This window comes from Nocardia fusca NBRC 14340 (assembly GCF_001618425.1).
Taxonomy (GTDB): domain Bacteria; phylum Actinomycetota; class Actinomycetes; order Mycobacteriales; family Mycobacteriaceae; genus Nocardia; species Nocardia fusca.
Genome location: NZ_BDCU01000059.1, coordinates 64,440 through 89,063 on the forward strand (window position 1 = coordinate 64,440; position 24,624 = coordinate 89,063).

26 protein-coding genes are annotated in these 24,624 nt (G+C 66.7%); 9 read left to right on the plus strand and 17 right to left on the minus strand.

Annotated elements, in window-relative coordinates:
• The first annotated feature begins 39 nt into the window (after positions 1-39).
• Both NF4_RS33045 and NF4_RS33050 read left to right on the plus strand, forming a co-directional pair.
• Positions 40-903, plus strand: a complete 864-nt coding sequence (locus NF4_RS33045) for an alpha/beta fold hydrolase (protein ID WP_063131324.1) — start codon at positions 40-42, stop codon at positions 901-903.
• A gap of 101 nt (positions 904-1,004) precedes the next feature.
• Positions 1,005-1,832: a hypothetical protein gene (locus NF4_RS33050; RefSeq protein ID WP_157120731.1), complete on the plus strand. Its 828-nt coding sequence runs from the start codon at positions 1,005-1,007 to the stop codon at positions 1,830-1,832.
• Positions 1,833-1,860: 28 nt separating this feature from the next.
• Here the strand turns inward: NF4_RS33050 and NF4_RS33055 are convergent, their stop codons facing one another.
• The gene (locus NF4_RS33055; RefSeq protein WP_063131326.1) at positions 1,861-2,355 is read right to left on the minus strand and encodes a GbsR/MarR family transcriptional regulator; all 495 of its coding nucleotides are present in this window, start codon (positions 2,353-2,355) and stop codon (positions 1,861-1,863) included.
• 91 nt (positions 2,356-2,446) lie between these two features.
• Between NF4_RS33055 and NF4_RS33060 the strand changes: the two genes are divergently transcribed.
• Together NF4_RS33060 and NF4_RS33065 are read left to right on the plus strand one after the other, a co-directional pair.
• Positions 2,447-3,361, plus strand: coding sequence for an ABC transporter ATP-binding protein (locus tag NF4_RS33060; RefSeq protein ID WP_063131327.1), 915 nt, complete (start codon positions 2,447-2,449; stop codon positions 3,359-3,361).
• A complete protein-coding gene (locus NF4_RS33065) occupies positions 3,358-5,025 on the plus strand; it encodes an ABC transporter permease (protein ID WP_232330761.1) in 1,668 nt (555 codons plus the stop codon). The genes NF4_RS33060 and NF4_RS33065 overlap by 4 nt, the downstream gene beginning before the upstream one ends.
• 189 nt (positions 5,026-5,214) lie before the next feature.
• Here NF4_RS33065 and NF4_RS39650 read toward each other — a convergent pair whose 3' ends face one another.
• Together NF4_RS39650 and NF4_RS39655 are read right to left on the minus strand one after the other, a co-directional pair.
• The gene (locus NF4_RS39650) at positions 5,215-5,652 is read right to left on the minus strand and encodes a sodium/glutamate symporter family protein (RefSeq protein ID WP_063131328.1); all 438 of its coding nucleotides are present in this window, start codon (positions 5,650-5,652) and stop codon (positions 5,215-5,217) included.
• The gene (locus tag NF4_RS39655; protein WP_232330762.1) at positions 5,643-6,224 is read right to left on the minus strand and encodes a sodium/glutamate symporter; all 582 of its coding nucleotides are present in this window, start codon (positions 6,222-6,224) and stop codon (positions 5,643-5,645) included. The genes NF4_RS39650 and NF4_RS39655 overlap by 10 nt, the downstream gene beginning before the upstream one ends.
• Before the next feature lie 550 nt (positions 6,225-6,774).
• On the opposite strand from NF4_RS39655, the gene NF4_RS33080 reads away from it, so the two are divergent.
• Entirely contained in the window at positions 6,775-8,106 is a 1,332-nt protein-coding gene (locus NF4_RS33080) for a hypothetical protein (protein WP_063131330.1), read from the plus strand.
• A 71-nt stretch (positions 8,107-8,177) separates the two neighbouring features.
• Here the strand turns inward: NF4_RS33080 and NF4_RS33085 are convergent, their stop codons facing one another.
• From NF4_RS33085 to NF4_RS33130, 9 genes are all read right to left on the minus strand, one after another.
• Entirely contained in the window at positions 8,178-8,684 is a 507-nt protein-coding gene (locus NF4_RS33085) for a nitroreductase family deazaflavin-dependent oxidoreductase (protein ID WP_063131356.1), read from the minus strand.
• Between the two features lie 11 nt (positions 8,685-8,695).
• Entirely contained in the window at positions 8,696-9,403 is a 708-nt protein-coding gene (locus NF4_RS33090) for a TetR family transcriptional regulator (protein ID WP_369690966.1), read from the minus strand.
• A gap of 58 nt (positions 9,404-9,461) precedes the next feature.
• Positions 9,462-11,033: an MFS transporter gene (locus NF4_RS37250; protein WP_269749671.1), complete on the minus strand. Its 1,572-nt coding sequence runs from the start codon at positions 11,031-11,033 to the stop codon at positions 9,462-9,464.
• Positions 11,034-11,192: 159 nt separating this feature from the next.
• Entirely contained in the window at positions 11,193-11,747 is a 555-nt protein-coding gene (locus NF4_RS33105) for a hydrogenase maturation protease (RefSeq protein ID WP_084533760.1), read from the minus strand.
• A complete protein-coding gene (locus NF4_RS33110) occupies positions 11,744-13,036 on the minus strand; it encodes a Ni/Fe hydrogenase subunit alpha (protein WP_063131335.1) in 1,293 nt (430 codons plus the stop codon). Before NF4_RS33110 ends, NF4_RS33105 begins: the two co-directional genes overlap by 4 nt.
• Positions 13,023-13,793, minus strand: coding sequence for an NADH-quinone oxidoreductase subunit B family protein (locus NF4_RS33115; protein WP_063131336.1), 771 nt, complete (start codon positions 13,791-13,793; stop codon positions 13,023-13,025). The genes NF4_RS33110 and NF4_RS33115 overlap by 14 nt, the downstream gene beginning before the upstream one ends.
• The gene (locus NF4_RS33120) at positions 13,790-14,644 is read right to left on the minus strand and encodes an FAD/NAD(P)-binding protein (RefSeq protein ID WP_063131337.1); all 855 of its coding nucleotides are present in this window, start codon (positions 14,642-14,644) and stop codon (positions 13,790-13,792) included. Before NF4_RS33120 ends, NF4_RS33115 begins: the two co-directional genes overlap by 4 nt.
• The gene (locus tag NF4_RS33125; protein ID WP_063814782.1) at positions 14,641-15,150 is read right to left on the minus strand and encodes a Crp/Fnr family transcriptional regulator; all 510 of its coding nucleotides are present in this window, start codon (positions 15,148-15,150) and stop codon (positions 14,641-14,643) included. The genes NF4_RS33120 and NF4_RS33125 overlap by 4 nt, the downstream gene beginning before the upstream one ends.
• Entirely contained in the window at positions 15,137-16,264 is a 1,128-nt protein-coding gene (locus tag NF4_RS33130; RefSeq protein WP_063131338.1) for a 4Fe-4S dicluster domain-containing protein, read from the minus strand. The genes NF4_RS33125 and NF4_RS33130 overlap by 14 nt, the downstream gene beginning before the upstream one ends.
• 398 nt (positions 16,265-16,662) lie before the next feature.
• On the opposite strand from NF4_RS33130, the gene NF4_RS33135 reads away from it, so the two are divergent.
• Positions 16,663-17,541, plus strand: a complete 879-nt coding sequence (locus NF4_RS33135) for a universal stress protein (protein WP_063131357.1) — start codon at positions 16,663-16,665, stop codon at positions 17,539-17,541.
• Positions 17,542-17,570: 29 nt separating this feature from the next.
• The gene (locus NF4_RS33140; RefSeq protein ID WP_063131339.1) at positions 17,571-17,969 is read left to right on the plus strand and encodes a sporulation protein; all 399 of its coding nucleotides are present in this window, start codon (positions 17,571-17,573) and stop codon (positions 17,967-17,969) included.
• 19 nt (positions 17,970-17,988) lie between these two features.
• Here NF4_RS33140 and NF4_RS33145 read toward each other — a convergent pair whose 3' ends face one another.
• Genes NF4_RS33145 through NF4_RS33160 form a run of 4 tightly spaced genes read right to left on the minus strand, consistent with a single transcriptional unit; the run spans position 17,989 to position 20,699 of the window.
• Positions 17,989-18,783 carry an ABC transporter permease gene (locus NF4_RS33145; protein ID WP_063131340.1) on the minus strand — a complete coding sequence of 265 codons (795 nt, stop codon included), beginning with the start codon at positions 18,781-18,783 and terminating at the stop codon, positions 17,989-17,991.
• A gap of 5 nt (positions 18,784-18,788) precedes the next feature.
• Positions 18,789-19,733, minus strand: coding sequence for an ABC transporter ATP-binding protein (locus NF4_RS33150; RefSeq protein ID WP_157120732.1), 945 nt, complete (start codon positions 19,731-19,733; stop codon positions 18,789-18,791).
• Complete coding sequence (locus NF4_RS33155) at positions 19,726-20,385, minus strand: hypothetical protein (protein WP_198165563.1); 660 nt, start codon at positions 20,383-20,385, stop codon at positions 19,726-19,728. Before NF4_RS33155 ends, NF4_RS33150 begins: the two co-directional genes overlap by 8 nt.
• Positions 20,386-20,420: 35 nt before the next feature.
• A complete protein-coding gene (locus tag NF4_RS33160) occupies positions 20,421-20,699 on the minus strand; it encodes a hypothetical protein (protein ID WP_063131341.1) in 279 nt (92 codons plus the stop codon).
• Between the two features lie 351 nt (positions 20,700-21,050).
• On the opposite strand from NF4_RS33160, the gene NF4_RS33165 reads away from it, so the two are divergent.
• Together NF4_RS33165 and NF4_RS33170 are read left to right on the plus strand one after the other, a co-directional pair.
• Positions 21,051-22,844: an AMP-dependent synthetase/ligase gene (locus tag NF4_RS33165; protein ID WP_063131342.1), complete on the plus strand. Its 1,794-nt coding sequence runs from the start codon at positions 21,051-21,053 to the stop codon at positions 22,842-22,844.
• A 288-nt stretch (positions 22,845-23,132) separates the two neighbouring features.
• On the plus strand, positions 23,133-23,687 hold the full coding sequence (locus NF4_RS33170) for an AAA family ATPase (protein ID WP_063131343.1): 555 nt from the start codon (positions 23,133-23,135) through the stop codon (positions 23,685-23,687).
• Positions 23,688-23,857: 170 nt separating this feature from the next.
• On the opposite strand, the gene NF4_RS33175 is transcribed toward NF4_RS33170, so the two are convergent.
• Entirely contained in the window at positions 23,858-24,184 is a 327-nt protein-coding gene (locus tag NF4_RS33175; RefSeq protein ID WP_063131359.1) for a histone-like nucleoid-structuring protein Lsr2, read from the minus strand.
• Positions 24,185-24,624 lie beyond the last annotated feature (440 nt).

Here is a 24,624-nt window from a genome sequence, read left to right on the forward strand (position 1 = left end):
TTCGAGGACCGCCGTACATCGGAAAACGGGAGCCGGCCGATGGGATCGGCGTACATCAACACACCCAGCGGTGAAGTGATCGGCCTGTGGTGCACCGAGCAACTACAGGAATGGCGCACAGCCCACCGGCGGTGGACCATCACGACAACGGCCGGGCCCACCCGGGTCGTGGCCCTCGGCCATGAACACAAGTCGGGGCCCACTGTCGTGGTGGTCCCGGGAACGAACATGAACACCGCGGCCGCACGACCGTTTCTGGCCGAGCTGGCGACGCGATATCGGGTCATCGCCGTCGATGTCCCGGGCCAGCCCGGACTCAGCGCGCCACAGCGGCCACGCAGAAACCGGCTCGCCTGGTACGGACGGTGGCTCGACGAAGTGCTCGAGCAGACAGCGCCCGATGCGGCCGTACTGCTCGGGCATTCCCTGGGCGGGGCGATCGCCTTGGCCTGCCCCTCCGAGCGGATCACCGGCCGCGTGCTCGTAGCGCCGGCCGGGCTCGTTCGCCTGAAGGTACCGCTGCGTCTGCTCGCGGCAACCCTGGCCTGGCTCGCCGCTCCTTCACCCGAGCGCGCACACCGGCTCCTGCGCCTGATGACAGGCCCCACCCACCCTGTAGCACCGCAGCTGGCGGAGTGGATGACCCTCGTGGCCCGCTACTGCCGAACCACCCTGGCACCCGCACCTCTGGCGCCCGCACTGCTCGACCGCTGCCGGTCGACACCCTGCGTGGTGGCTGTAGGCGCCCATGACATCTTCCTGCCACCCGACCGTCTCGAACCCGCCGTCCGCGACCTGCTCGGGAGTGAACTACGCGTACTCGAAGGCTGTGGGCACCTGGCCCTCGACGACGACCCGGCCAGTGTCGTGGAACTGGTGAACGACCTCACCGGACGCCTGTGAAACTGGCTCGGCCGGCCAGGCGGCGCCAGGGACGGTCGAATTGGATTGCCTCGGCAGTGCTGGTCGCGATCCTCGTGGGAAGCACTGCCTACACGATATCCGTGATCTACGACTTCACCCAGGGGCGGCGGGTAGTGGCCGAGGTCGACTACTGCACCAGCGTGCGGCCCGCCGGATGCTCGGGCAAATGGACCTTTCCGGACGGCACCATCGGCGAAGGCAGGATCGCCGGAGCGAGCGGAGGCGACAAGGGGCACCGGATCGACGTCGTGGTCGGGCCGATCTGGGGCGCGTACGCGGATACCCTGTCGACGCTTGCCTGGCAGCTCGCACCGGCACCGACGGTGTATGCGATGGTGCTGGCAGGATGGTTGATCGCGCGTTTCCGCCGTGCCCGCGCCCACCGGATGACCCGAGAATTCAACGCTCGCCTCCGGCCCGGCCAGGAGCTGTATCACGCACGCGATGCGGAGATCACCGACGCACATGATCAATCACTATGGGATGGCCGCCACCTCGGGCATCGACTCGCCGTCCTCGACGGACCGGGCCCGACGGCCTTCCATATCCGCCACGGCGTCGCCGCCCGCTATTTCTACTATCCGAACGGGACCTACGCGGGCGCAATCTTGCGCGACCGGCGAATGCATCCGCTTCTCGGCTTCGCGCTCTGCGACGCACGTGGCGCCGCGTTCGCCTTCACGGCCAGTATCGACCACCCACTGTCGTGGCAGGTCACCGGCGCTGACGGCTCCTTCGTATACGCCCGGATCCTGATTACGACACAGGGCCACACCGTGGCGGTCGAACCGGCCGCTCCACCGCTACTACGCCCGCTAATATTCGGATTCGTGATCGAATACGACCGGATCGTCTTCGAGGCAGGCGACGGTCTCGGCCTCGAATACCGTCACCATATCGCCCGCTGAGGACCGGCCGAACGTGGCCGTGCACAGGTCAGTCGGCGTCGGGGAACATCTCGCGGCGGTGTTTCTGCCAGCGGCTCATCATTTCGGGGAGTTCGGCACGCATGAACCGGTAGTACTCCAGCGTCTCACGGACCCGGCGGCCACCGGGACGGGCGGCGTCGAGCAGTTCGACGCCGTCGCTGAGGAACCGCAGGGCCCGGTCCAGCGCTTCCTGACGCCGGGCGGTGATCGCGTACCAGACGTCCTCGTCGTAGACGCGATAAGTGTCGGCGCGGGCCCCTGGTTCGCGTTCCCGGCCGAGCAATCCGGATTGCACGAGGTAGCGGACGGCTCCGGAGATCGCGGCCGGACTGACCTGCAACCCGGCGGAAAGTTCTTGGGCGGTGTAGCGCTCGGCATCGTCGGCGAGGACGTAGGCGAAAACCCGGGCAGCCATCCGTGGTGTGCCCGAGTCCGCGAGCAACAGCGCGAATTGCTCGACGAACCGCAGGACCGCCTGTTCCTGCTGGTCCTGCTCCTCCACACAGACCTCCTCTACCCCTGTCGACACATGCAGTTACATCATAGCCTTCAAACTATTCACACATTTGTGAAAGAAATGTACGCTGTGATGTATGGATACTGCCGTCGCAATCTCCGGGTTGCGCAAGACTTTTGGCCGCACCACCGCGCTCGACGACCTCGATCTCGACGTCCACCGAGGTGAGGTCCACGGATTCCTGGGCCCGAACGGCGCCGGGAAGACCACGACCATCCGTGTGCTGCTCGGGCTCCTCCGCCCCGACAGCGGTTCCACCCGGCTACTGGGCGGAGACCCCTGGCGGGACGCGGTCGCGTTGCACCGTCGCCTGGCCTACGTCCCCGGCGATGTGGAACTGTGGCCGAATCTCACCGGCGGCGAGGCGATCGACGTGTTCGCCCGGCTACGTGGCGCGGTGAACACGACCCGCCGCGAAGAGCTGATCGAACGATTCGACCTGGACCCGACGAAGAAAGCCCGCACCTACTCCAAGGGCAACCGGCAGAAGGTCGCCCTGATCGCCGCGTTGGCCTCGGACGCGGATCTGTTCCTGCTCGACGAACCCACCGCCGGCCTCGACCCACTGATGGAAGTCGTGTTCCAGGACGTGGTCGCCGAGGTGAAGAGCCGGGGCGGCACCGTCCTGCTGTCGAGCCACATCCTTGCGCAGGTGGAGAAACTCGCCGACCGGGTGAGCATCATCCGCAGCGGGCGGGTCGTGCAAACCGGCACCCTCACCGAGCTCCGGCACCTGACCCGCACCACGGTCGAAGCAGTGACCGAACGCCCGATCAGGGACCTGAGCGCGCTGGCCGGCGTCCACAACGTGATCACCGAGGACGGCCGAGTCCGTTTCGATGCCGACACCGACGCACTCGACGCCGCGATCGCCGCCGTCAGCCACGCCGGGATCCGCGCCCTGACCAGCCATCCGCCCACGCTCGAGGAGCTCATGCTGCGTCATTACGGCGACGAGCTCGCCGCCGCGGGTAACGGAGCGGGCGAATGACCACCACGGCAACATATTCCGGCACGCCTGCCGCGGCTCCTATCGATTCGCAGACCACCTGGCGCGACGCCCTGGCCGGTACCGGCACGCTGGTGCGGCTGGATCTGCGCCGGGACCGGATCAAGCTCCCCGCGTGGGTGCTGGGTATCGCGCTGATGAGCGTCTACTACGCCTCAGCACTGCAGCAGGTATACAAAACCCCCGAAGATCTCCGAGCGGTCAGCCAGTTCAGCGAGGGAGTCGTCGGTGCACTGATCTCGGGCCCCGGCTACGGCTTGACCGATCCCACCACCGAATCGGTGATCGTCGCGGTCTACGGCCTGTACTACCTACTGCTGGCCGCGCTGATGAACATCCTGCTCATCTCCCGGCACACTCGCGTCGAAGAACAAACCGGGCGCGCCGAACTCGTCCGCGCCAATGCCGTCGGCCGCCACGCCCAGCTCACCGCCGCACTCGTCCTCGCGGTCATCGCAAACCTCGCGGTGACCCTGCTGGTCGCCGGTTCGTTCGCCGCAGCCGGACTCGACACCTCCGACGCCCTGCTATTCGGCGCCAGTGTCGGCGCGGCGGGAATGGTCTTCGCCGCGATCACCACGGTCGCCGTCCAGATCACCGAATACTCCCGCGCCGCCTCCGGACTCGCCGGCCTCGCACTGGGCATCGCCTACGTCATCCGCGCCGCCGGCGACGCCGTTCGGGAAGGCGGCAGCGCGCTGTCGTGGCTGTCCCCGCTGGCCTGGTCACAGCAGACTCGCGCCTACGCCGACGGCCGCTGGTGGCCACTGCTGCTTTCGTTCGCGCTGATTCTGGCCGTCACCGGGGTGGCCTACTCCCTCTCTTCTCGCCGCGACCTCGGTGCCGGGCTGGTACCGCCGCGCCCGGGCCACCGGGAGGCTCCTGGCTGGCTGGCCACACCGGTGGCGTTGGCGGCACGTCTGCAACGGGCCGGGCTCATCGGCTGGGCCTGCGCGCTGGTCGCCAGCGGAGCGCTCTACGGCGGGATCGGCAACACGATCGTCGATTCCTTCGACGACCTGCCCGACCAGGTCGTCGACGTCATGGGCGGCGACGCGAGCCGAATGCTCGACGGCTACCTCGGCACCATGGCCTTCTTCGACGCTCTGCTGGTCACAGTTTTCGCGATCCTCGCCGTTCAATCCCTGCGCACCGAAGAAACCACCGGCCGCACCGAACCGGTGCTCGCCACCGCAACCGGCCGGGTCGCCTGGTTCACCGGATACATCGGTGTCGCGGCACTCGGCGCGCTGGCATTGCTCGCCACGACGGGCCTGGCATTCGGTGTCGCGCTGGCGCTGTCCGTGGGCGACGCCGGCTACGTCGTCGACGGGCTCGTATCCCATCTCGTGTTCGCGCCCGCCGTACTGCTGGTTCTCGCTGTCGCCGCCCTGCTCTACGGCGTCCTCCCGCAGGCGATCGGTGCCACCTGGGCGGTGTTCGGATTCGCCCTGGTCCTCGGCTTCTTCGGCCCAATCATGAACCTGCCGCAGTGGATCCACGATCTGTCCCCGTTCCAGCACATCGCTCGCATTCCGATGGAAGACCTCCGCTGGACGGCGTTGATCATACTGACCGTCCTGGCGGCCGCATCCGCTGCTGTCGGCGCCTACCGTTTCCGGGAGCGCGATCTGGACACCACATGACCCGTGCCGGCCGCCGACCGGGGGTCCCGCGGAACCTGTCGCGCCGGAACACGGGACCGATAACCGAGTGGCGGGCAGGCATATCAACCACATCGGAGGCCGGACACCGACGTCCACTTTCGCCGATCCGCCCGGAAGCCGTTTGCTCCGGCGCGAGTCCCGCGCCGGAGCAAATCAGGTCCAAGCTTGTCAGGGTGCGGCTGTTACCGGTTCTGCGGCAGCAGCGGCGACAGGGCGCCGGCCGAAGAACAGCAGGCCGGCGGCAAGCGCACCGATGAACAGCGCGAGCATGCCCGCGAGCAGCCATCCGGCTCCGAAATTGGCGATCACGGGAATCGCCCCGGCGGTGACGAGCCCACCGCCGAAGAACGGTTCCATGATCAGCTGCTTGTAGCCGAAGGCCTGATACGCAGGGGTTTTCAGATCCGGGTCGACCACCCGCAGCAGAATCAGACCCGTGGAGGTCACGCCCATGGCCTGACCGACATCGGCAATGCCGCGTTCGAACCAGAAATCGGGCAGCATCCGCCGCGCCAGGAATACGAACGCTCCGACCGTCCAGACCAGACCGGTGACCGCCAACAGGATGAACGGGCCCATATTCGCCGCGATCGCCGTCAGCGACAAGGTACCCAGGGCGGCGATGACAGCACATCGAGGCTGAAACCCTGCAACCGTTCGATCATCTGCACATCGACGATCTCCTCGCGGTCGAACGCCTGGATCAACGCCTGCACGATGATGCCGCCGATCATCGCGATCGGGAACAACGGCACATGCGCGAACAGCTCCAGACTGTCGGCCCACAGTTTCTGCTCGACCCACTGCAACCCGGTCAGCATCAACCAACCGATCAACACCGCCACCGCCAGCAACCCGAAGTGCAGGGTCAGCGGTTCGATCGAGGACGGGTTGACCGTCAGCGTCCCCGCGGAACGGCGGCGCTCCTTCTCCACCAACCCCGCCCGCTCGGCCACCGACGGAGTGGCGTCGGTGCGCAGTTCGGTCGTCTTACCGGTGCGCACACCCCAGTTGATCAACGCGATACCGCAGACGATGCCCGACAAGATCCCCACGGTTGCCAGACCCAGCGCGAGGTCCTGCCCTTCGGGGAAGTTGAACTCTTCGAACGTTCCGGCCATCCCCGCGGCGGTACCGTGACCGCCCTCGAAGCCGATCTCGATCAAGGTGCCCGCCATCGCCGGCAACCCGAACACCGGGCCCAGCACCAGGATCGCAGCAACAGCAGCGCGAAACCGATAACTTCCGGTGACATACTCACCTACTTCCGTCGTCGCGAACCGCCGACACCCGGCGACAACAGGCAACGAATGCGACAAACACCCCAAAAACATGCCGTTGAATGACGGTACGATAGGCGATGGCTCGACAGTTTGTAAATCCTGCTCCCTCACGGGAATATACGAACGCTCGAGCGAGTGGCGGCAGTACGGCCGGGGGCCTGGAGTTGCGATCGACCGCTCTTTACGGCATCTTTACCCGTGGTGCGCCGGGAAGTCTGGTCGGCAACCCGGCTCGGAGCGGGTCGGGAGGTCCGACCATGGGAGCACTCCTGCACGGCAACAACACCTTTCACCAATCGTTTCCGTCCACCCTCCGCAGGTACTGCGGTTGCGGCCATGCCTGCGCACACTCCGGAGACAGCTTCCGCAGGCCGCGAATGACGGCTTCGGCCCGATCGCGCAACACCTCGTACTCCGGCGCTTCGGCGCTGCCGGATATCCGCGCATGAACCCCGAGGCCGTGATCGCCGCCATCGGCTCAGGCGTCGCAGCGATCGGTGGTTTCGCGGCGCTCGTACTTCTCCGATCACATATTCCGGGACTCCGCCGACTGGCGACCCATAAGTCCTTTCCGCCGTTCCGTGGCTGGCACGCCCGGCCACACCCCGCGGCACGGATACCCGTGCACACGGCACCGCGCCTGGGGAAACTCACCGGGCACACGAGCGAACCGGGCACGGCGACCCTGCTCGTGCACACCGGATACAGTTCCTACCCTGCTGGGGCGCGTCGTCTCGACTTCCGAGTTGCCCGGCCCAGCGTCCCGGTGGTCTATGTCGATGGATTTCCGGTGTCGTGGGGATGGGGCGTGACCAGGGCCGTGGTCTCCGCCGGGGAACACCTGGTCGCCGTCGCCGGAAGCCATTCGCGCTGCTACCGGGTTATCCACCTGGAAGAAGGCGCGGACGCGACCTTCTACTACTCCAGTGTGCTCGGGGCAGGTGCGCACCGATTCCGCGAAGCCGACGCGGACCTACACGAGGGGGCATGGCTGACCACCGCACGCCCAGGCCGTTCCACAACAACTGAGCGCCGAATCGCCATGGTGGTGTGGGCCATGGCCACCGCGGTCGCAGTGGTGACACTGCTCGGCATCACGGCCGGATTACTCGGCTCCCCGTTCGGTGATCGGTTGCCGATCGGGGCTCTGCTCGCCTACGGCGCCGCAGGTGTGGGAGTGTGTGGTGGACTCGTCCTCGTGGCCGGCGCGATCGTCGACGCCCGCCGCCCATCTCCGGCATCACCAGTGGCCACTCCCCCAGCCGACCATACCCGGCCCGACGTTCACATCGTGGACTACGACGCTTCCGAACCTCCGGGCCCCGCACCCGGATGGTCGGCGTTGTCCTTACATCTGCGCTACGAGTTGGTCGCACACACAGCAGAGGAGTGGACCGCCGAAATAGGCGGACAGAAGTCCCGACAGAACCCGGTCCAGAGGTGGCGAGCGATCAGAATCGGCGAGGCCGAAGTACCCGGCGCGCGCGTGTGGATACCCGCGCCCGGTGTCGCCGTCGACGGTATAGCGGTACCGGCGAGCTGGACGCGAATGTGGATCCAGCTCGTGCCCGGCATCCACCAGCTCTACACGGCCGCGGACATTCCCCCTACCGAGGTAGGAGATTCGACGCAGGTCGATCTGACCGCGGCCCGTCGCATGCACACCATCGTCGCCCGCGAGGGAGAAACTCACAACCTCGAGTACGTCGCTCATATCCGGGCCCTGCCCTGCAAGGATCGCCCGGAATTGGCATTCTACCACGTGGAACTCCTATGAGAAGCGCGCCCACTCGCGAACACCTCGATGAGACGACGGCGGTCGAGCACGGAACACACCGCCCGTCTACCCTATTCGCGCGTGAGGCGGAGACTCACCATCGGAAGTCCGGTACCGCGTTCGTCGATAGGTGTTCCGAGTGTGTTCTCGATCGCCGGTTTCATGATTGCCCAGGCGCGGGGATGCCGACTGGCGTAAGCGTGCAGCGAAGCCGCGACCTCGTCAGAGCTGAGCACGCTCGCCCGCGCTTCGGCAGGTCGGCGACCGCCGATCCAGACCCGGACCCGGGGGTCGGCCCGGACATTGCGGAACCACTGGGCGCGGGTACCGAAACCGGAAACCACCACGTAGGAATCGGAGTCGAGACGGTCGACGACTTCGAGAACCACGTAACGGCGGACGCCGGTTTTTCGCCCGATATGTTCGAGCATCAGCATGCGCCGTCCGTATAGAAATCCCAAGCGTGCCCGATAGAGATGAACAGGTGCTCGCATCAACTGACGCGTGCGCAATGCCCTGGAAGCGACGCCGACCAATGCGTCGGCGACCGGAGCAGGAAGAGCGGAGGAAACAGACATGGGTACCTCGATCATGAGTAGCCGGCAACGGGGTCACGGGGTTCCTCGACGGCATCACCTCCCAACCCCGCGCGGTAGATCGACAGCACTTCGGCGCCCCACCGTCGCATTCCCGCCTCCGTGAAGAGATCGATGCCGAGGACAGCCCCGATATGCGGGCGCAGCATCAACACCGCCAGGTCGTTGACCAGCAGGAACACGGCACGGACAGCCGGGTCGGCACCGGACTCGGCGAATCCTTCCTCGGCCATGCCGGCCAGAACTTTCCGGCTGACCGTGTACAGGCGCTGAAACAGGGCCGAACCCGCAGGTTCGGCGGCGAGCAGCATGCGCCCCAGGTAGGCGGGGACGGGCGAGCCGGCCGGCAACTGCGCGATCACCTGCGTCGCGAGAGTCGGCGTCGCGCCGGGTGCGAACGGACCGCCGTCACCGGCGAGCACCGTCCGCTGCAGCAACGACTCGAACATCTCGGCCACATGATCGTCCACCGCATCACGCAGACCGGCCTTCGCGCCGTAATGCCGCATCACAAGGGCCGGAGAGACTTCCGCCGCCGCCGCGACGGCTCGAACCGTCACCGCATCGGGGCCACGATCGGCGAACAGCCGCAACGCCTCGTCCCTGATCCTGGCCCGGGCAGTCCGATCATCCGAGCGTGAACGCATGCTCATTATAGTAAACAATTGTTTACTCTCGGTTCGGTCGGCGCCGGTTGGCACACCAATCGCTGCTCGTGCCCTGCGAACGCGCGTGGATGCCCGACGTACCCGACGACGACTACAATTCGAGCCGACCGTGTAAGCGGTGGCCGGTGCGGGGCCATCGGCCGCGCGACCTCGGGTCGACACGAACACAGGGGGCACAATTGACCGAACACCTTCGGGCACTACCGAACATGATCGCTTTCATTGCCCTGGCAATCGCAGGTGGGGAAGTCGCGCGAACCACTAAGGACCTGTTCGTGATCGCTGTCGTACTGGCGGCACTGATCGTGGTCGGTGCAGCATTGGTGCGCCATTTCCGGAATTCGCTGTTCGCAGGCTCTCGCGAAAACCGAACCGGCTGACGAGGACCCGGGGAGAACCATCCACTCTCGTTATCGGCCCTCCGAGTGAGGTCCGCGATCGCCGGCAGCGGATGGCTGCTCGCGCGCACATGGGGAGGACCATGAAGGCTTTCATCGTCAGCCTGATTTTTGCCGCCGGGGCGCTCTTCTGTACTTACCTGGCCTCGTTGGGTTTCCGGGGCATCGCGACGAGCCCGACCAAAGGGTACGGCGAAGACATTCCCGACCTCACCCTCACCGACCCGATACGTCGGCGAAAAGCGAACCAACTCGTCGCCTGGTGCGAAACCACCGCGGCCATCCTCTACCTGCCACCCAGCGCATACGCGCTGTGGGTGGCCTTCGACCCGGAGGGCAGGATTCCACTTCCGGTATTGATCGGCCTCGCCGTCTACGGCCTGCTCGTAGGCACACTCGCCGGCTACCCCGTGGAGAAGATCAAACAATGATTTCGGCCCGGCGGCACCGATCGTTCTGATCCTCGTCGTCGGCTTAGGGGGGGTGGTCCGCAGATCCCGATGGCCGCACTTGTCGCGGTGGTGATCATGCCACACCCCAGCCAGGATCCCTCGGTTCGAGTCGACGCGGCGCTCCCGGGTTACGCCGGCGGCACCGAACAGGAACTGCCCGCCGCCGAGCAATGCCGAAGTGGCGCCCGGCGCGCTACGTCCGCGCTGTTGAGCGATGGTGACCACCGCGGGGAAGAACACACCGAACGCGGTAAGCGACACCAACAAACACAGCCAGGTCGACATCATCGAACTGCCGACCGTAACCGCTATCGACACCAGCAGCACCTGCCCGGCCAGTGCCACCGCGGCGCCGGCGCACAGCAGCATTTCCGGGGACCATCGGCGGACCAGCCGACCGTAGGCGAGGCTGCCCATCATGTTCCCGACCGCGTTGACCCCGTAAACGACGCTCGCCGCCGCAGCGGTGAGGTGGTAGATCTCCTGGAATACGAAGGTCGTACCGGCGATATAGGCGAAAACCGCCGCACCACCGAACGATAACGCCACCACCGGCGCCAGCACCGCGCCGCGCGCGGCCGGCGCGCCGATCGAGCGCAGCCCGGCCGCCACACCACCCGGGCGCCGGGCGGGCCGCGGAAGCGATTCCGGAATCCACCGCCATACACCGGCTGCCAGCAGTAATCCGATGACAGCGAGAATGAGAAATACACCGCGCCAGGGCAATACCAGCAACAACGCGCCGCCCGCGCCGACTCCACGCAGGGAGTTCGAGGACGGGTTCCGCTGCCATTCCAGCCCGAGATACCCCAACCACGGGTGGGCGGTGGATATCCCGAATCGCTGCCGTGGGAACCCGTCTTCGGTGAGCGCCCCGGTACCGGCCAGGTAGGGCAGGTGCGGCCGGTCATCCGGAACCTTCGCTCACTTTCAGCACCACTCCGGTTCCGCACTGCGCCGGGGCTGCGCTCCCTACGCAGGCGACCCGACCGAACACCCACTCGAATGCGGTATCCGGGCAATGAAGAACGAAGGGTCGCGGAAACGCCCCGCGGTATCCCGAAGAGGGACGCACCGTGCAATATCGGCCAGTACCGCTTGGATCACCGCCGGTATCGCGGATACTACCGGGGGCGAGAGCCCGACCCCGGTGTCGAGGCACGCGGCTTCGACACCGAAGATCACGAGCCTGCCGGGACGGCGGCCCAGAGCGTCCCCCAGCGCGACAGTCTCGGCCAAGCCGAGACAATGGGAACCGGCCGCTGCCGGTGCACGACGAAGCCGGGCGGTATCGATGCGCAGCACCCGGCCCGGACTCGCGGGTTCACAGACCACCGCGTCGACGACCACAGCCAGGTCCGCGCCGGTCCACAGATCCATGAGTCGAGTGGGCTCACCCTCCGAGACCTCCGCCGACACCCACGGGATCCGCCATTCCGCGATGAGCGATGCCACCACCGGGCCGATCCCGTCGTCGCAGCGCAATCCGGTGCCCATCCCGATGACGACCACTCGCGATCTCGTCATCGCCCTACCATGTCGAGCGTCAGGAAGTGCGCCGAACAGGAGATGCACGGATCGTGGTTGCGGATCGTCCGCTCGCAGAGGGCGGTCAGGGCGGCGTCGGAGAGGTCGAGATTGGCGGCCACCGCCCGCCGCAGATCCTCCTCCATCGCGGCCTGATTCTGTGAGGTGGGCGGAATGATCTCGGCAGCGCGCACCAGCCCGTCCGCGCCGATGTCGTAGCGGTGATAGAGCAGGCCGCGTGGCGCCTCGCTCACCCCATGACCTGTCCCGGCACGAGGCCGCACGGGTACCGCCGGGCGGAGGGGTCGCCGGTAGCCGGCGATGAGCGTCAACGCCTCTTCCATCGCGTAGACGACCTCCACCGCGCGCACCAGAATGCTCCGGAAAGGATTGCGGCAGGCGCTGCCCAACCCGATCTCGTTCGCGACCTGACGGGCGGTCGCCGACAGTTGGGGGAAGTTCAGCGTGTATCTGGCCAGTGGACCGGTCGCGTACCGCCGGCCGTCGAGCGTCGCGTACAGCGCGGTGGAGTGCCGGCCCTGGCGTTCGACCACGTGTCGGGTGAATTCGGCTGCGGGGAAGCGCATTCCACTGCTCGTGTGGATTTCACCGGTCTCGATGGGATAGCGCTCGGGATGGCCGGCGGCCAGCAGTTCACAGTCGAGTTCGGCGTCGGGGAAGTCGAAGCGGGCGATCTGCCGGGCGGTGTGCACCGCAGCGTCCAGGCCGGCGCGTAGTCGCTCGGCCACCGGCGCGAGGTCACGCGGATCCGGGACCGAGTAGAAGCCGCCGAGCTTGACATTGACCGGATGGATCGCCCGCCCTCCGAGCACCTCGAGCAGCGTATTGCCCGCTTTCTTCATGGAAAGCCCCTGCTCGACCAGCCCGGGTTCGGCTCGGGCGAGAGCTATGGCGTCCGGGTAGCCGAGGAAGTCGGGTATGTGCAGCAAGAACATGTGCAGGCAATGGCTCGCGATCCATTCGCCGCAGTACAGCAGTCGCCGCAGATCGATCAGCGGCGGGTCCAATTCGACCCCGCACGCGTGCTCCAGCGCATTGCACGCACTGACTTGGTAGGCCACCGGGCAGATCCCGCAGATCCGCGAGGTGATATCGGGCGGCTCGGTGTAGGCCCGGCCGCGCAGCAGCGCTTCGAAGAACCGCGGTGGCTCGTAGATGTGGAGTTCGGCGGCCTCGACCACGCCCCGGTCGACGACGATACGCAGCGCGCCCTCACCTTCCACACGAGCCAGCGACTCGACCTTCAGGTACCTGCTACGGCTGGTCACGGTGCTGCTCCGCGAATTCGGGTGCGGCCGCGGCGTAGGTCGCGAACACACGGTCGACATCGTCGACCGACATCCCGTTGACCTGGAGGATCGGCAGCAGCGCATGGATATTGGGTTCCGCCATCGGCCCGAAGCAACCGAAGCAGCCCCGGTGGTAGGCCGGGCACAGCGCCCCGCACCCGGCCTGGGTCACCGGGCCCAGGCACGGAATACCTTCGGCGACGATCACACACGTGGTGCCGCGGCGCTTGCACTCGGTGCACACGCTGGTGTTCGGAATATCGGGGGCGCGACCGGCCAGGAAAGCGCAGAGAGTATCGAGTAACTGGCGGCGATCGATCGGGCAGCCGCGCAGCTCGTAATCCACCCGCACATGGTCGGAGATCGGAGTCGATGTCGCCAGGGTCTCGATGTACTCCGGGCTGGCGTAGACCGCCGAGGTGAACTCGGCGGTATCGGCGAAATTGCGCAACGCCTGGATACCTCCGTGCGTCGCGCACGCCCCGATCGCCACGAGAATCCGCGACTGCTCACGGATCTCGGTGATCCGGCGCAGTTCCTCCGGTGTGGTCACCGAGCCCTCGACCAAGGAAACATCGTAGGGTCCCGGCTCCACGGTGCTCGATGCTTCGGTGAAATGGGCGATACGGATTTGCCCGGCCAGTGCGAGGAGTTCGTCCTCGCAGTCGAGCAGGGTCAGCTGGCAGCCGTCGCAGGAGGTGAACTTCCAGACCGCGAGCGTCGGAGTCGTCGTCATAGTTCTCGCACCCCCAGCAGCGGTTCGGCCACGGTATAGGTGACGATCGGGCCGTCCCGGCACAGCAGCAGCGGGCCCAGCTGGCAGTGTCCGCACCGCGCGACACCGCATTCCATGGTGCGCTCCAGCGAAACCCGGATCCGGTCGCCCGGCACGCTCTTGCGCAGGAGTGCCTGAGCACAGAAACGCATCATCGGCTCCGGCCCGCACAGAAACCCGGTGGTCCGGGCCGGGTCGAGGTGCAGCTGGGCCAACGGCTCGGTGACGAAACCGACCCGTCCCGACCATTTGGGGCCCGGATGATCCACGGTCCGATGGAGTTCGACCGAACCGTCGCGCACCCAGCCCTCCTGGTCACCTGCGAACAGAAGATCAGCGGGCGTGCGCGCTCCGGTGATCACCACGACACGGCGGTAGCGATCGCGATCGGCCAACGCGGCGAGTACCAACGGCCGCAACGGAGCGACCCCGACTCCCCCGCCGACGACCACGAGGTCTCCCCCGGCCGCCGATTCCACGTCCCATCCGGTACCGAACGGCCCTCGCACGCCGACCAGTCCGCCCACACCGGTGCTGCTCAATGCCCCGCTGACCGCGCCGACCGTCCTGATCGTGTGTTCGAGTACCTCACCGCGACCGGTCGGGTCGCCGCTGATCGAGATCGCGACCTCGCCGACGCCGAAACTGTAGAGCATCATGAACTGCCCGGCCCGGAATCGGCCCGCCGCGCGGCGCACGGGTTCCAGCGTCAGCGTGACGGTGTCGTGGGTCTGCGCTGTCCGCCGCACCACCCGGTACGGATGCATGGTGTCACTCGCCGCGGCGGCCTGCGCCTGCACATCGACACTCATGGCGTCTCCGCAGCAGCGGTGCCGGGGATCTGCGCCGAGACCCGGAACTCGGCGGGGTCGCGATACAGGTCGGCCAGCCGGGCGCGAGTGGCCTGCAGCCGGGCGAGCAGCGCCTCGAACAGCGCCAGGATCAGGTCCCGGCCGAAACGCGGATCGTCTTCGCAGAGTCCGGTCAGTGTGGCGGAGTCGAATTCGACGGCGTCCACCGGTTCGGTGGTCAGCGCGCCGAAATGCCAGCGATAGGGAGGCACCAGCCACGACCAGCCCAGGAGGTCGCCTGCGTCCAGTGTCTGCAGGACGATGTCGTCGCGCCCGCTCACGTGCGCGTCCAACCTGATCCGGCCGCTGCGGATCAGCCAGCACCGGTCCGCCGGTTGTCCCTCCTGGATCACCCGGTACGCGGCGGGAAACGACACCTCGCGCCCGGCCCGTGCCAGCTTGCCGAGATCGTCGCTGTCGAGCGTCTGGAGGTTCGCGAACCCGGACAGGTCCTCAGCGGTCGGCATCGCCGGCTTCCTCGTGCAGTTCGGCGAGACTGGCCACCTCGGCGGTCAGATCGATCTCGGCCGGGCACCAGGCGATACATCGCCCGCACCCGACGCATCCCGAGCTGCCGAACTGATCGTGCCAGGTCCCGAGTTTGTGACTGAGCCATTGCCGGTAGCGGCTCTCCCCCGTCCGGCGCACGCTTCCGCCGTGCATATAGGAGAAATCCAGCTCGAAGCACGACGACCATTTCTCCCAGCGCTCGGCGTGCTCGCCCGTGAGGTCGGTGACATCTTCGGTAGTCGTACAGAAGCAGGTAGGGCACACCATGGTGCAGTTACCGCAGGTGAGGCAGCGACTCGCGACATCCTGCCAGTGCGGCGACTCCCGTGAGTCGCGGACGAGCTGCGGGATATCGACGTCGGGCATGGCACGGCCCATCTGGCCGGCCGCGGCGAACACCGCGTCGCGGGCCTGCGACACTTCCTCTTCGCCGGCGGGGCGGGCGTTCAGTTCCGCGAGGACATCCGCGCCCTCCTCACTACCGACCTCCACCAGGAAGCGGTGTTCTTCGCTGCCGACGCGCTCGGTGAGCGCAAGGTCATATCCTGTGGTAACTCCCGGTCCGGTGCCCATGGACGCGCAGAAACACACCCCGCCCGGCTCGGTGCAGTTGGCAGCCACGACGAACAGGTCTTTGTATCGGCCCGCGAACCCCGTATCGGGCTGTGCGCCGCCACCGAGCACCCGTTGCAGAATCGCGATGGATGCCAGATCACAGCCGCGGACACCGAGGAAGGCGTAACGATCCGACACCTCCTCGACAGGTTCCTCGGTCAGGTCGGGGCCGACACTCAGCATCTTGCGTCGCGGCGGGTGGAGAAATTGTTTCCAGGAACCGGGCCCGGCGGAGTGGGCGAAGACCGCCGGATCCTCGCGACGATGGAGCCGGTAATGCCCCGGCGCGGTCTCCACACCCCAGCCATCGGGTAATTGCGCACCCGAATCCAGCTCGTCCAGCACGATCGCGCTGTCGCGAACCTGCGGACCGATCACCCGGTATCCGTGTCCGCGCAATACATCGACAAGTCGATCGAGACCGGCACGATCCATGGTCGCGCTGCTCTCGGGCATGTGGGAGCCTCCATTCGGCAATTCGGATCACCTTTCTCCCGAGTCTGTCCCCGCGGCGAGCTCATCGCGAGGGGCGAAAGTCCCCAATAGGTCGTGCCGGCACCGAGGGACCGCCGTCGCCGCGCCGCCTCCGGCGCCATGCGTCGAATGACTCCCGGTCGGCGGCGCCGAAACCACTCGGCAAAGGCCGTTCCGGTAACGCCGGATCCGCGATGGATCTGGCCCCGGCCGCCGCACCGACCACTGTCTTCGGACCTCGGCATTGATGACCTTCGACAGGCGAGACAGCGAGCCCGCGAACCTAACCTACGAACAACCGACCCGCTGCGCCGAAGGGATTTCCCGCTGTGGCCGCTCACCGTACGGATCACCCGCGCCGGCTCGCATCGGCCGCCGTCATGGTGGGAACCGATGGGTCGGAGGCTGCCGGCCGAGCGGTGCTCTGGGCCGCGGAAGCCGCTACCCGGCGCCGCCGGGAGCTGCATATCGTGCACGGACTCGACCTCATGGCCGCCTCCAGCGCGCTCGGTCTCTACGATGTGACCGTTCCCGGAGTCCTCGAGAACATCCGTCGCCGCGGCGCCGACTACGTGGCCGCCGCGGCCGCGCTCGCCAGCACCGTCGATCCCGGATTGCGCATCCGGACCGAGGTCTCCGAGGCCGATCCTGCCCGGCTGCTCATCCAGCGCTCGGGCACCGCGCATCTGGTCGTCCTCGGCGCATCCGGCCAGAGCTCGGCATTCGCCCACCTCGGCTCCACCCTGCTCGCCGTCACCGCGCACGGGCGCGGCCGGGTCGTGGTGGTCCGGGGCAACGCCACGGATCAGGGGTCCCACGGTGCCCTGCCGGTGGTGGTCGGTGTCGACGGGAGTCGCACCGGCGATGCCGCGGTCGCGGCAGCCTTCGCCGAAGCGGCGGAGCGGGCAACCCCGCTGATCGCCGTCCATGCCTGGAGCGATCAGCGATTCGATCATTTCCTCGGCTATCCGAACGCGATCTCGAACCCCGATGTGGCGGCGGCGGCCCAGACTGTCGTGGCCGAGCAGTTGGCCGGTTGGGACGAGAAATACCCCGATGTCGAAGTCGTTCGCAAGGTGTACCTGTCCGGCCCGAGGCATCAGCTCCTCGAGTGGTCGAAAGTAGCGCAACTCGTGGTCGTCGGCAGTCGCGGCAGAGGCGGATTCCGCGGTCTGCTGCTCGGTTCCACCGGCAACGCGCTCGTCCAGCACGCGCACTGTCCCGTCATGATCGCCCACACCGAGCACGGTGCCCGGTGAAGAGGACCTACACACAGCAGGGAGCACCGATGAAGGTCGAGGACATACTCACCACGGCGAAAGACTCGATGACTGTTCGACGAGTATTCGCCGACCCTGTCGAACGAGGTGGGGTCACCGTGATCGCTGCCGCCGCGGTATCCGGAGGCGGAGGCGGCGGCACCGGTACCGACGACGCCGGCAAAGAGGGCTCCGGCGGCGGCTTCGGTGTCGGAGCCAAACCGGTCGGCGCCTACGTGGTCAGCGAGGGCCGGGTGCGGTGGCAACCGGCGGTGGATGTCAACCGGCTGGTGACGGTCGCCGGGGTCGTCGCGGTCGCGATGACGATCGCGGCACTGCGCATCGCAGGGCATGGCGACCGCCACCACGCCGCGGCGGCGCGGAACCAAGGCGGAATCCGGCACCGGCGAGAAAAGGCGTCGCGGTGAGGATCTCGGACCCTGCGGGTCATACTCCGGCGATATCCCGGCGATCGAAGATCGGCAACCCCACCAGCAGAGCAAGAGCCCCGGCCAGCAGCAGCCACCCGTATGCGGCGGGCAGGCCGGCTCCCAGCGGGCCCCCTTCGATGGCCTGGTGGAACGGCGAGAGTGGGCCCCAGGGGCGTACGGCGTCTACCAGTTTGCTCGCCACATACAGCACGTACGCGCCCACCGCGGCGACCGATGTGACACCCACGGCGAGAACTCGCCTGCCGGTCGCCGCGCCGACGGCCAACGCGAGCCAGCCGAATTCGACACCGATGAACGCCATGGCCGCCGCACCGGTGAGCGCGGACCCGACCGCGACATCGAGCCCGAACAACGCCGAGAACGCCACCACCGCACCGAAAAGCGCCGAACCGAGTACCAGCAGACCGGTGGCGAGCACCGCCGCCTGCTCGAGCACGAGCCGCACCGGCGTCATCCGGGTGACCAGCAGCACCTCCAACGTGCCCTGCTCCTCTTCTCCGGCAATCGCTTTGGCACCGCGGGCGATCGAGAAGACCAGGAACAGGATGGGCAGCAGCATGCTGAACAGCTCCGCGTTGAGGAACCCGGTGCCGGTGCCGAATTCATCCAGGTCGAACAGCTCGCGTAACGGTTCGGGATAGTTCTCCAAGAACTCCCGCATACCCGACATACCCGAAATCGACGGCCACAGGGCACATTCCAACAGCACGAGCACACCGATACCCACACTCCAGCCGATGAGCCCGCGGCGTTGATCGCGCAGACATTTCAGATACACGGTGTGCAGCACGACGATCAGTCCTGTCCGTAGTAGCCGAGAAATATCTCCTCGAGATCCGGTTCACGGCTCACGATGTCGATGACGTCGTAGCCGGCGACTGTTTTCAGCAGTTCCGCGGTCGAACCCTGCACTTCGACCTGTATCCGCTGCGCCCACCGGTCGACCCGCCGAACTCCGGGAAGCCGGCGTAACTCGTCCGGGTCCGGGACCTCCGCGGCGAACAGAAGGTCGATGCGGCGCACCGCCCGCCGGGTGAGCTCGGCGACCGAACGGACCTCGATCAGCCGCCCCTTTCGCAGCATCCCCACCGTATCGGCCACCGCTTCCACCTCCGACAGCACATGCGAGGACAGGAAGACCGTGCCGCCGGCGTCGCGGACCTCACGCACCATGGCGAGAAACTCCCGCTGCACCAGTGGATCGAGGCCGGTGGTCGGCTCGTCCAGCACCAGGACATCGGGCCGGGACATGAAGGCCTGCACGAGACCGACCTTCTGCCGATTGCCGTGCGACATCGCGCCGATCCGATGCCCCGGCTCCAGGTCGAGCCGATCGATCATGTCCCGGCGCACGCTCGGCTCGACACCGCCGCGCAAATGTGCAAGGTAGTCGAGATATTGTTCCGCGGTCAGGTCTGGGTAGGCGACGAATTGCCCCGGCAGATATCCGATACGACATTGCGCGGCTTCCCGGTTCCGCACCGTATCCGCGCCTCGGATACGGGCACCACCGCCAGTCGGGCGCATCAGACCCACCAGGATGCGAATGGTGGTGGTTTTACCGGCACCGTTCGGCCCCACATAGCCGAAGACCACCCCGCTGGGTACCTCCAGCGTCACGTCGGACAGTGCGAGCACATCTCGATAGGCCTTCGTCAGCCCGGTGAGCTCGATCGAAATATCTGTCGCGCCGCGGCCCGCCCGATGCTCCGGGGTTTGTGCCGGTTGCCGCTCAATCATCCCGCCCACCGTCCCCGGCCGTGTGCTCGATCGTCGCCGACTGTCCTTCCTCACGGGAAACGCAGCCGCCCGGCGGGACGACTCCGGTCACCCGCCACCACTCGGCACCTGTGGCATGAGGATCGTCCCGAGGGATGGTCTCGAATAGATCGGCGCGATGGATTCGGGGAAGCACCCGATAGTCGATCGAACCGGGCACGCTCACGAGCGCCAGTACTCGCCACAGGGTGAGGGCGTACGTCTCGGCCGCGGCAGGGCCGTCCCATTCGTAGAGACCCCGGTACGCACCGCGCTGATCGTGAGCGAGCCACAGTTTGGAGACCAGACCCGGAAATCCGGCGAACAGCACGGTGTTGAGCAGGCTCTCACGCCGGAAAAGGGCGTGGCCGCGGCCGTGCACCGCCCGCAACCGGAATTTCACCATGAGTACGCAAGGCGCGAGCGCAGCAGGCCGGTCGACGACGGTCTCCCGGAACACACAGGCGGAGGTTGTGTCCGCGAACACCACTCGAAGCCCCCGGTTATCGGTGGGCAGATGGATTCGCCGGAACAACAGGAGGCCCGCCGTCACCGACAAGCATCGAGCGAACCCGCGGGCGGCCCGGCCGATCGGCAACGGTGCCCGGGCCCCGGCCCCGACACGTCGATTCACGCCGGAACAGGGCCGGCCACGGACCCTTCTCTCGTTCACGTGATCGCCGACCCGGCCCGCAGATGGAGGCCGGGCGTTCGGTCGACGCGGATCCGGTCGACCTGGTCGTAGCACTCGGCCACCCGGAGACGTCGCGGGAAATCCGTGGCCGCGACGAGCTCGTCTGCATCGACGACCGCCTCAGCCGCACCTGCGGCCGACGCACTGCATCCGCTGCCCGGTACACCACCCTCGGTGTAACCGATCCGGCCGACCGAGAACGACCGCAGCCGAGACCAGCAATCCAACACCGTCAGCACCTTCGACTGTGGCATGGCCTTCGCCGCCTCTCACGCACCGTTCACAGAGCCGGGCGGCGGACCCGAGAGCCGACGAACCCGCCGTATTCCACGATGCAGCACCCTCCCGCGGGACAAGAGAGTCGAAAGTCCTCACCGGCCTGTTGCCTCCGGCGGGACCGGCCGCCGACTCCGCCGCCGGTCGATCGCCCCGGCCGACCGGAGGGGGATTCCGCGCTGCCCTGCAACAAAGGGCTTTGGTCCTCATGCAGGACTACCAGCAGTCATAGCCGTGTCGCGGTAGTGCGGTTCATACTCGGCTATGCGCCGCTTCTCAGGTCGAGCGCACCGTGCGCAGTCGGGGAGCGTCGCCGAGGAGGAGCGATCATGCACGAGTTCGGACTGCCACCTCTGTACCGGGTCCGTCCCGACGCGAACCTCACCGACTTGATCGAACGCAATGCCGAACAGTATCCCGACATCGCGGTGGTCAGCCGCAAAGTGGACGGCCGTTGGCATCATCTGACCGCCGCCCAGGTCCGCGCCGAGGTGTTGGCGACGGCCAAGGGCCTGATCGCGAACGGCATTCAGGCCGGCGATCGGGTGGCCGTCATGTCCCGCACCCGCTACGAATGGACGCTACTGGACTTCGCGATCTGGTGGGCCGGGGCGGTCACGGTTCCGGTATACGAAACGTCCTCCGCCGAACAGGTGCAGTGGATCGTCTCCGATTCTGGTGCGGTGGCCATCGTGACAGAGACCGACCACCACACCGCTGTCGTCGCCGACGTGCGTAACCAGCTGCCGAAATTGATGCACACTTGGCAGATCGATGCAGACGCCGTCGCGACCCTCGAAGCGGACGGCGCACGAATCAGCGACGCCGCCGTGGCCGGTCGCCGGTCGGCTCTCTCGGCCGATCAACTGGCGACGATCGTCTACACCTCCGGCACCACCGGCCGGCCGAAGGGCTGTCAGCTGACCCACGGTAACTTCCTGGCCGAGATGGGCAACATCACCGCCCGGATGCCGGCACTGTTCCGCACCGGCGAGTCCTCGGTCCTGTTGTTCCTGCCCTTGGCGCACGTGCTCGGCCGGATCGCCGAGATCGCGGCAGCGTTCGTCCCGGTGGACATCGCCCACGTCGGCGACATCAAGGATGTCACCGCAGAACTCGGGGAATTCCGTCCGACCCTGATCCTGGGCGTCCCGCGCGTTTTCGAGAAGGTGTACAACACCGCCCGCGCACAAGCCCAACTAACCGGTCGAGGCCGGATCTTCGATCTCGCGGCCACGACCGCGATCGCCTACAGCCACGCTCGGGGCAGCGGCCCGATCCCGATTCTCCTCCGAATCCGGCATGCACTGTTCGACCGTCTGGTCTACCGCCGACTACGCGCCGCGCTGGGCGGGCGCGCCACGCACGCTCTTTCCGGCGGCGCCCCGCTCGGCGAACGGCTCGGCCATTTCTACCGCGGAGTCGGATTCACCGTGCTGGAGGGCTACGGCCTGACCGAGACCTGCGCAGCCGCCACGTTCAATCCGGATGACCGGCCGAAGATCGGGACGGTAGGCCAGCCGATACCCGGCTCCTCGGTCCGTATCGACGACGACGGTGAAATCCTGCTGCGAGGACCGAATGTGTTCACCGGATACTGGAACAACCCACACGCCACCGCCGACGCTTTCCGGGACGGCTGGTTCGCCACCGGAGACCTCGGCACCCTCGACGACGACGGATACCTCACCGTCATCGGACGCAAGAAGGAAATCATCGTCACCGCCGCCGGCAAGAACGTCGCCCCCGCGGGGATCGAAGACCGCATCCGCGCTCACGCCCTGATCGACGAGGTGATCGTTGTCGGCGACAGCAAGCCGTTCGTCAGTTGCCTGGTGACCATCGACAACGAGCACTTCCCCACCTGGAAAAAGCTCCATGGCAAATCCGACGACGCCACCGTCGCCGATCTTGCCGCCGACCCCGACCTGCTCGCCGCGATCCAGGCCGCCATCGACGACGGCAACCGATCCGTTTCCAAAGCCGAGGCCGTCCGCAAATTCCACATGCTGCAAGCCGACCTCACCGAGGCCAACGGTTATGTCACCCCGTCGCTGAAGCTCAAACGCAACATCGTACTGCGCGACTTCGCTACCGAAGTCGACGCAATGTACAGCGGGTGAGTGTGGGTCGGCGCTGGATGAGAAAGTTCAGAGGCGGAACCAGGCGAGCGCTCGCGAGTCTCCGTGTGCGTCGGCACGCCACAACAACGCCTTCACCTCCTCAACTTTATCGTTCAATGCGCATATCACAGTACCAGCACGCTATTGATTGCGTTCTGGGCTGATTCGCCGCCCGCTCCATCGAGCCTTCCGCCGTAGCTCGAATCCGCCCGCGCGACACGCGATATCAGCCCGATCGACGAATACCATCAAGCTCGAAACGGCTTCCGCGCCCACTAGCGTGGGGCCATGCCCTGCCCACTCCCCCACCTGCCACCCGACGGCACACTGCTTGTGCTGCGCGGCAACTCGGGATCCGGCAAATCCACCATCGCCCGCGCCGTACACCGGCACTTCGACCACGGCCGATCTGCCCTGATTGCCCAGGACACCATCCGACGCACCGTCCTGCGCGAACCCGACACGCCCGGCGCGTTCACCATCGAACTGATCGAACTCATCGCCACCACCTGCCTACCCCGCCGCCAACTGGTCATCGTCGAAGGAATCCTCGACGCCGACCGCTACGGGCCCATGCTCGAAACACTCACCACCCGAGCACGACGCGCCCTCTTCTACACCTGGGACCTGACATTCGAACAAACCCTCACCCGGCATGCCCAACGGCCGCAAGCCACCGAGTTCGGTGAAACGGAAATGCGGTCCTGGTACCACGGCTGGCAACCACTACCCTTCGTCACCGAAACCCGCATCGACCACACCTGGCCCCAGAACGCCACCATCGACCGAATCCTTGACGACCTACACGAACCAGAACATCAGGGCCAGCCAGCGTCGAGCTGAACTCCGACCGAGACACCGGAGTACTCCAGCGACGCAGACCTCAAACCGGATCCCTCGCAACACCGGTTCGTGGCCGAGGGCAGTAATGCATGCTCATACGGGCCGCCAGAACACCTCGCGGCCCGACCACAGCTCCGCGGCCACCCTGACCGGCCGGAGCAGCACTGAAGTCAGCTCGCCGCCCGCTGATACGCCTGCAACACCACGGAGGGAATCCGGCCACGCTCAGGCACATCATGCCCATTACGGCGCGCCCACTCCCGCACCGACTTCGCGTCCTTCTGCCGACCCGCCACAGGAGCCTTGACCCGGCCTCGCCCCCCGACCCTCCGCGCGAACGGAATCCACTTATCGAGGCCGGCACGCAGTTCCCGCGCATTCGCCTCGGACAGATCGATCTCATAACCCACCCCATCGAGACCGAACAAGACGGTCTCAGCGGCGGCCGACGCGCCATCCAGATCGTCGATCACGGTCACCACAACCTTGCGCGCCACTCTCCACACCTCCACTAACCAAAACCCGCCCGACCGCTACATTCTCCGGCACAGTAACAGCGCCGCACCGGCCCCCGCGCACAACACCGACGAAAACCGCTCCCTGCCGGACGGCTGACCGAGCAATGGAGTTCGCCGCACTCCGCTTGCGCCGAGATATCTGGGTACAGAAAGTCCGCCGCCAAGCTCCCAGACGGCAGTTTTTCCGAGACAGTCGCCTGGTAAAGGCCTTCATTTAGTTGCTCAGGCGAGCTCATACTCGCCCTCCGCCCGAATCAGCGTCCCTCCCAGGGCACAGGAAACCACGAGTAATAGCGAACCCATTCGGCAATAAGTTCCGGCAGCTGTTGGGCTGGGGACTGTCTGAAATTCGGTGGATCTGATCTCGGTCCGACGGCCGAGCCTGTGTGCTCGGCAGGAAGGATCGATTGATGTCGGAC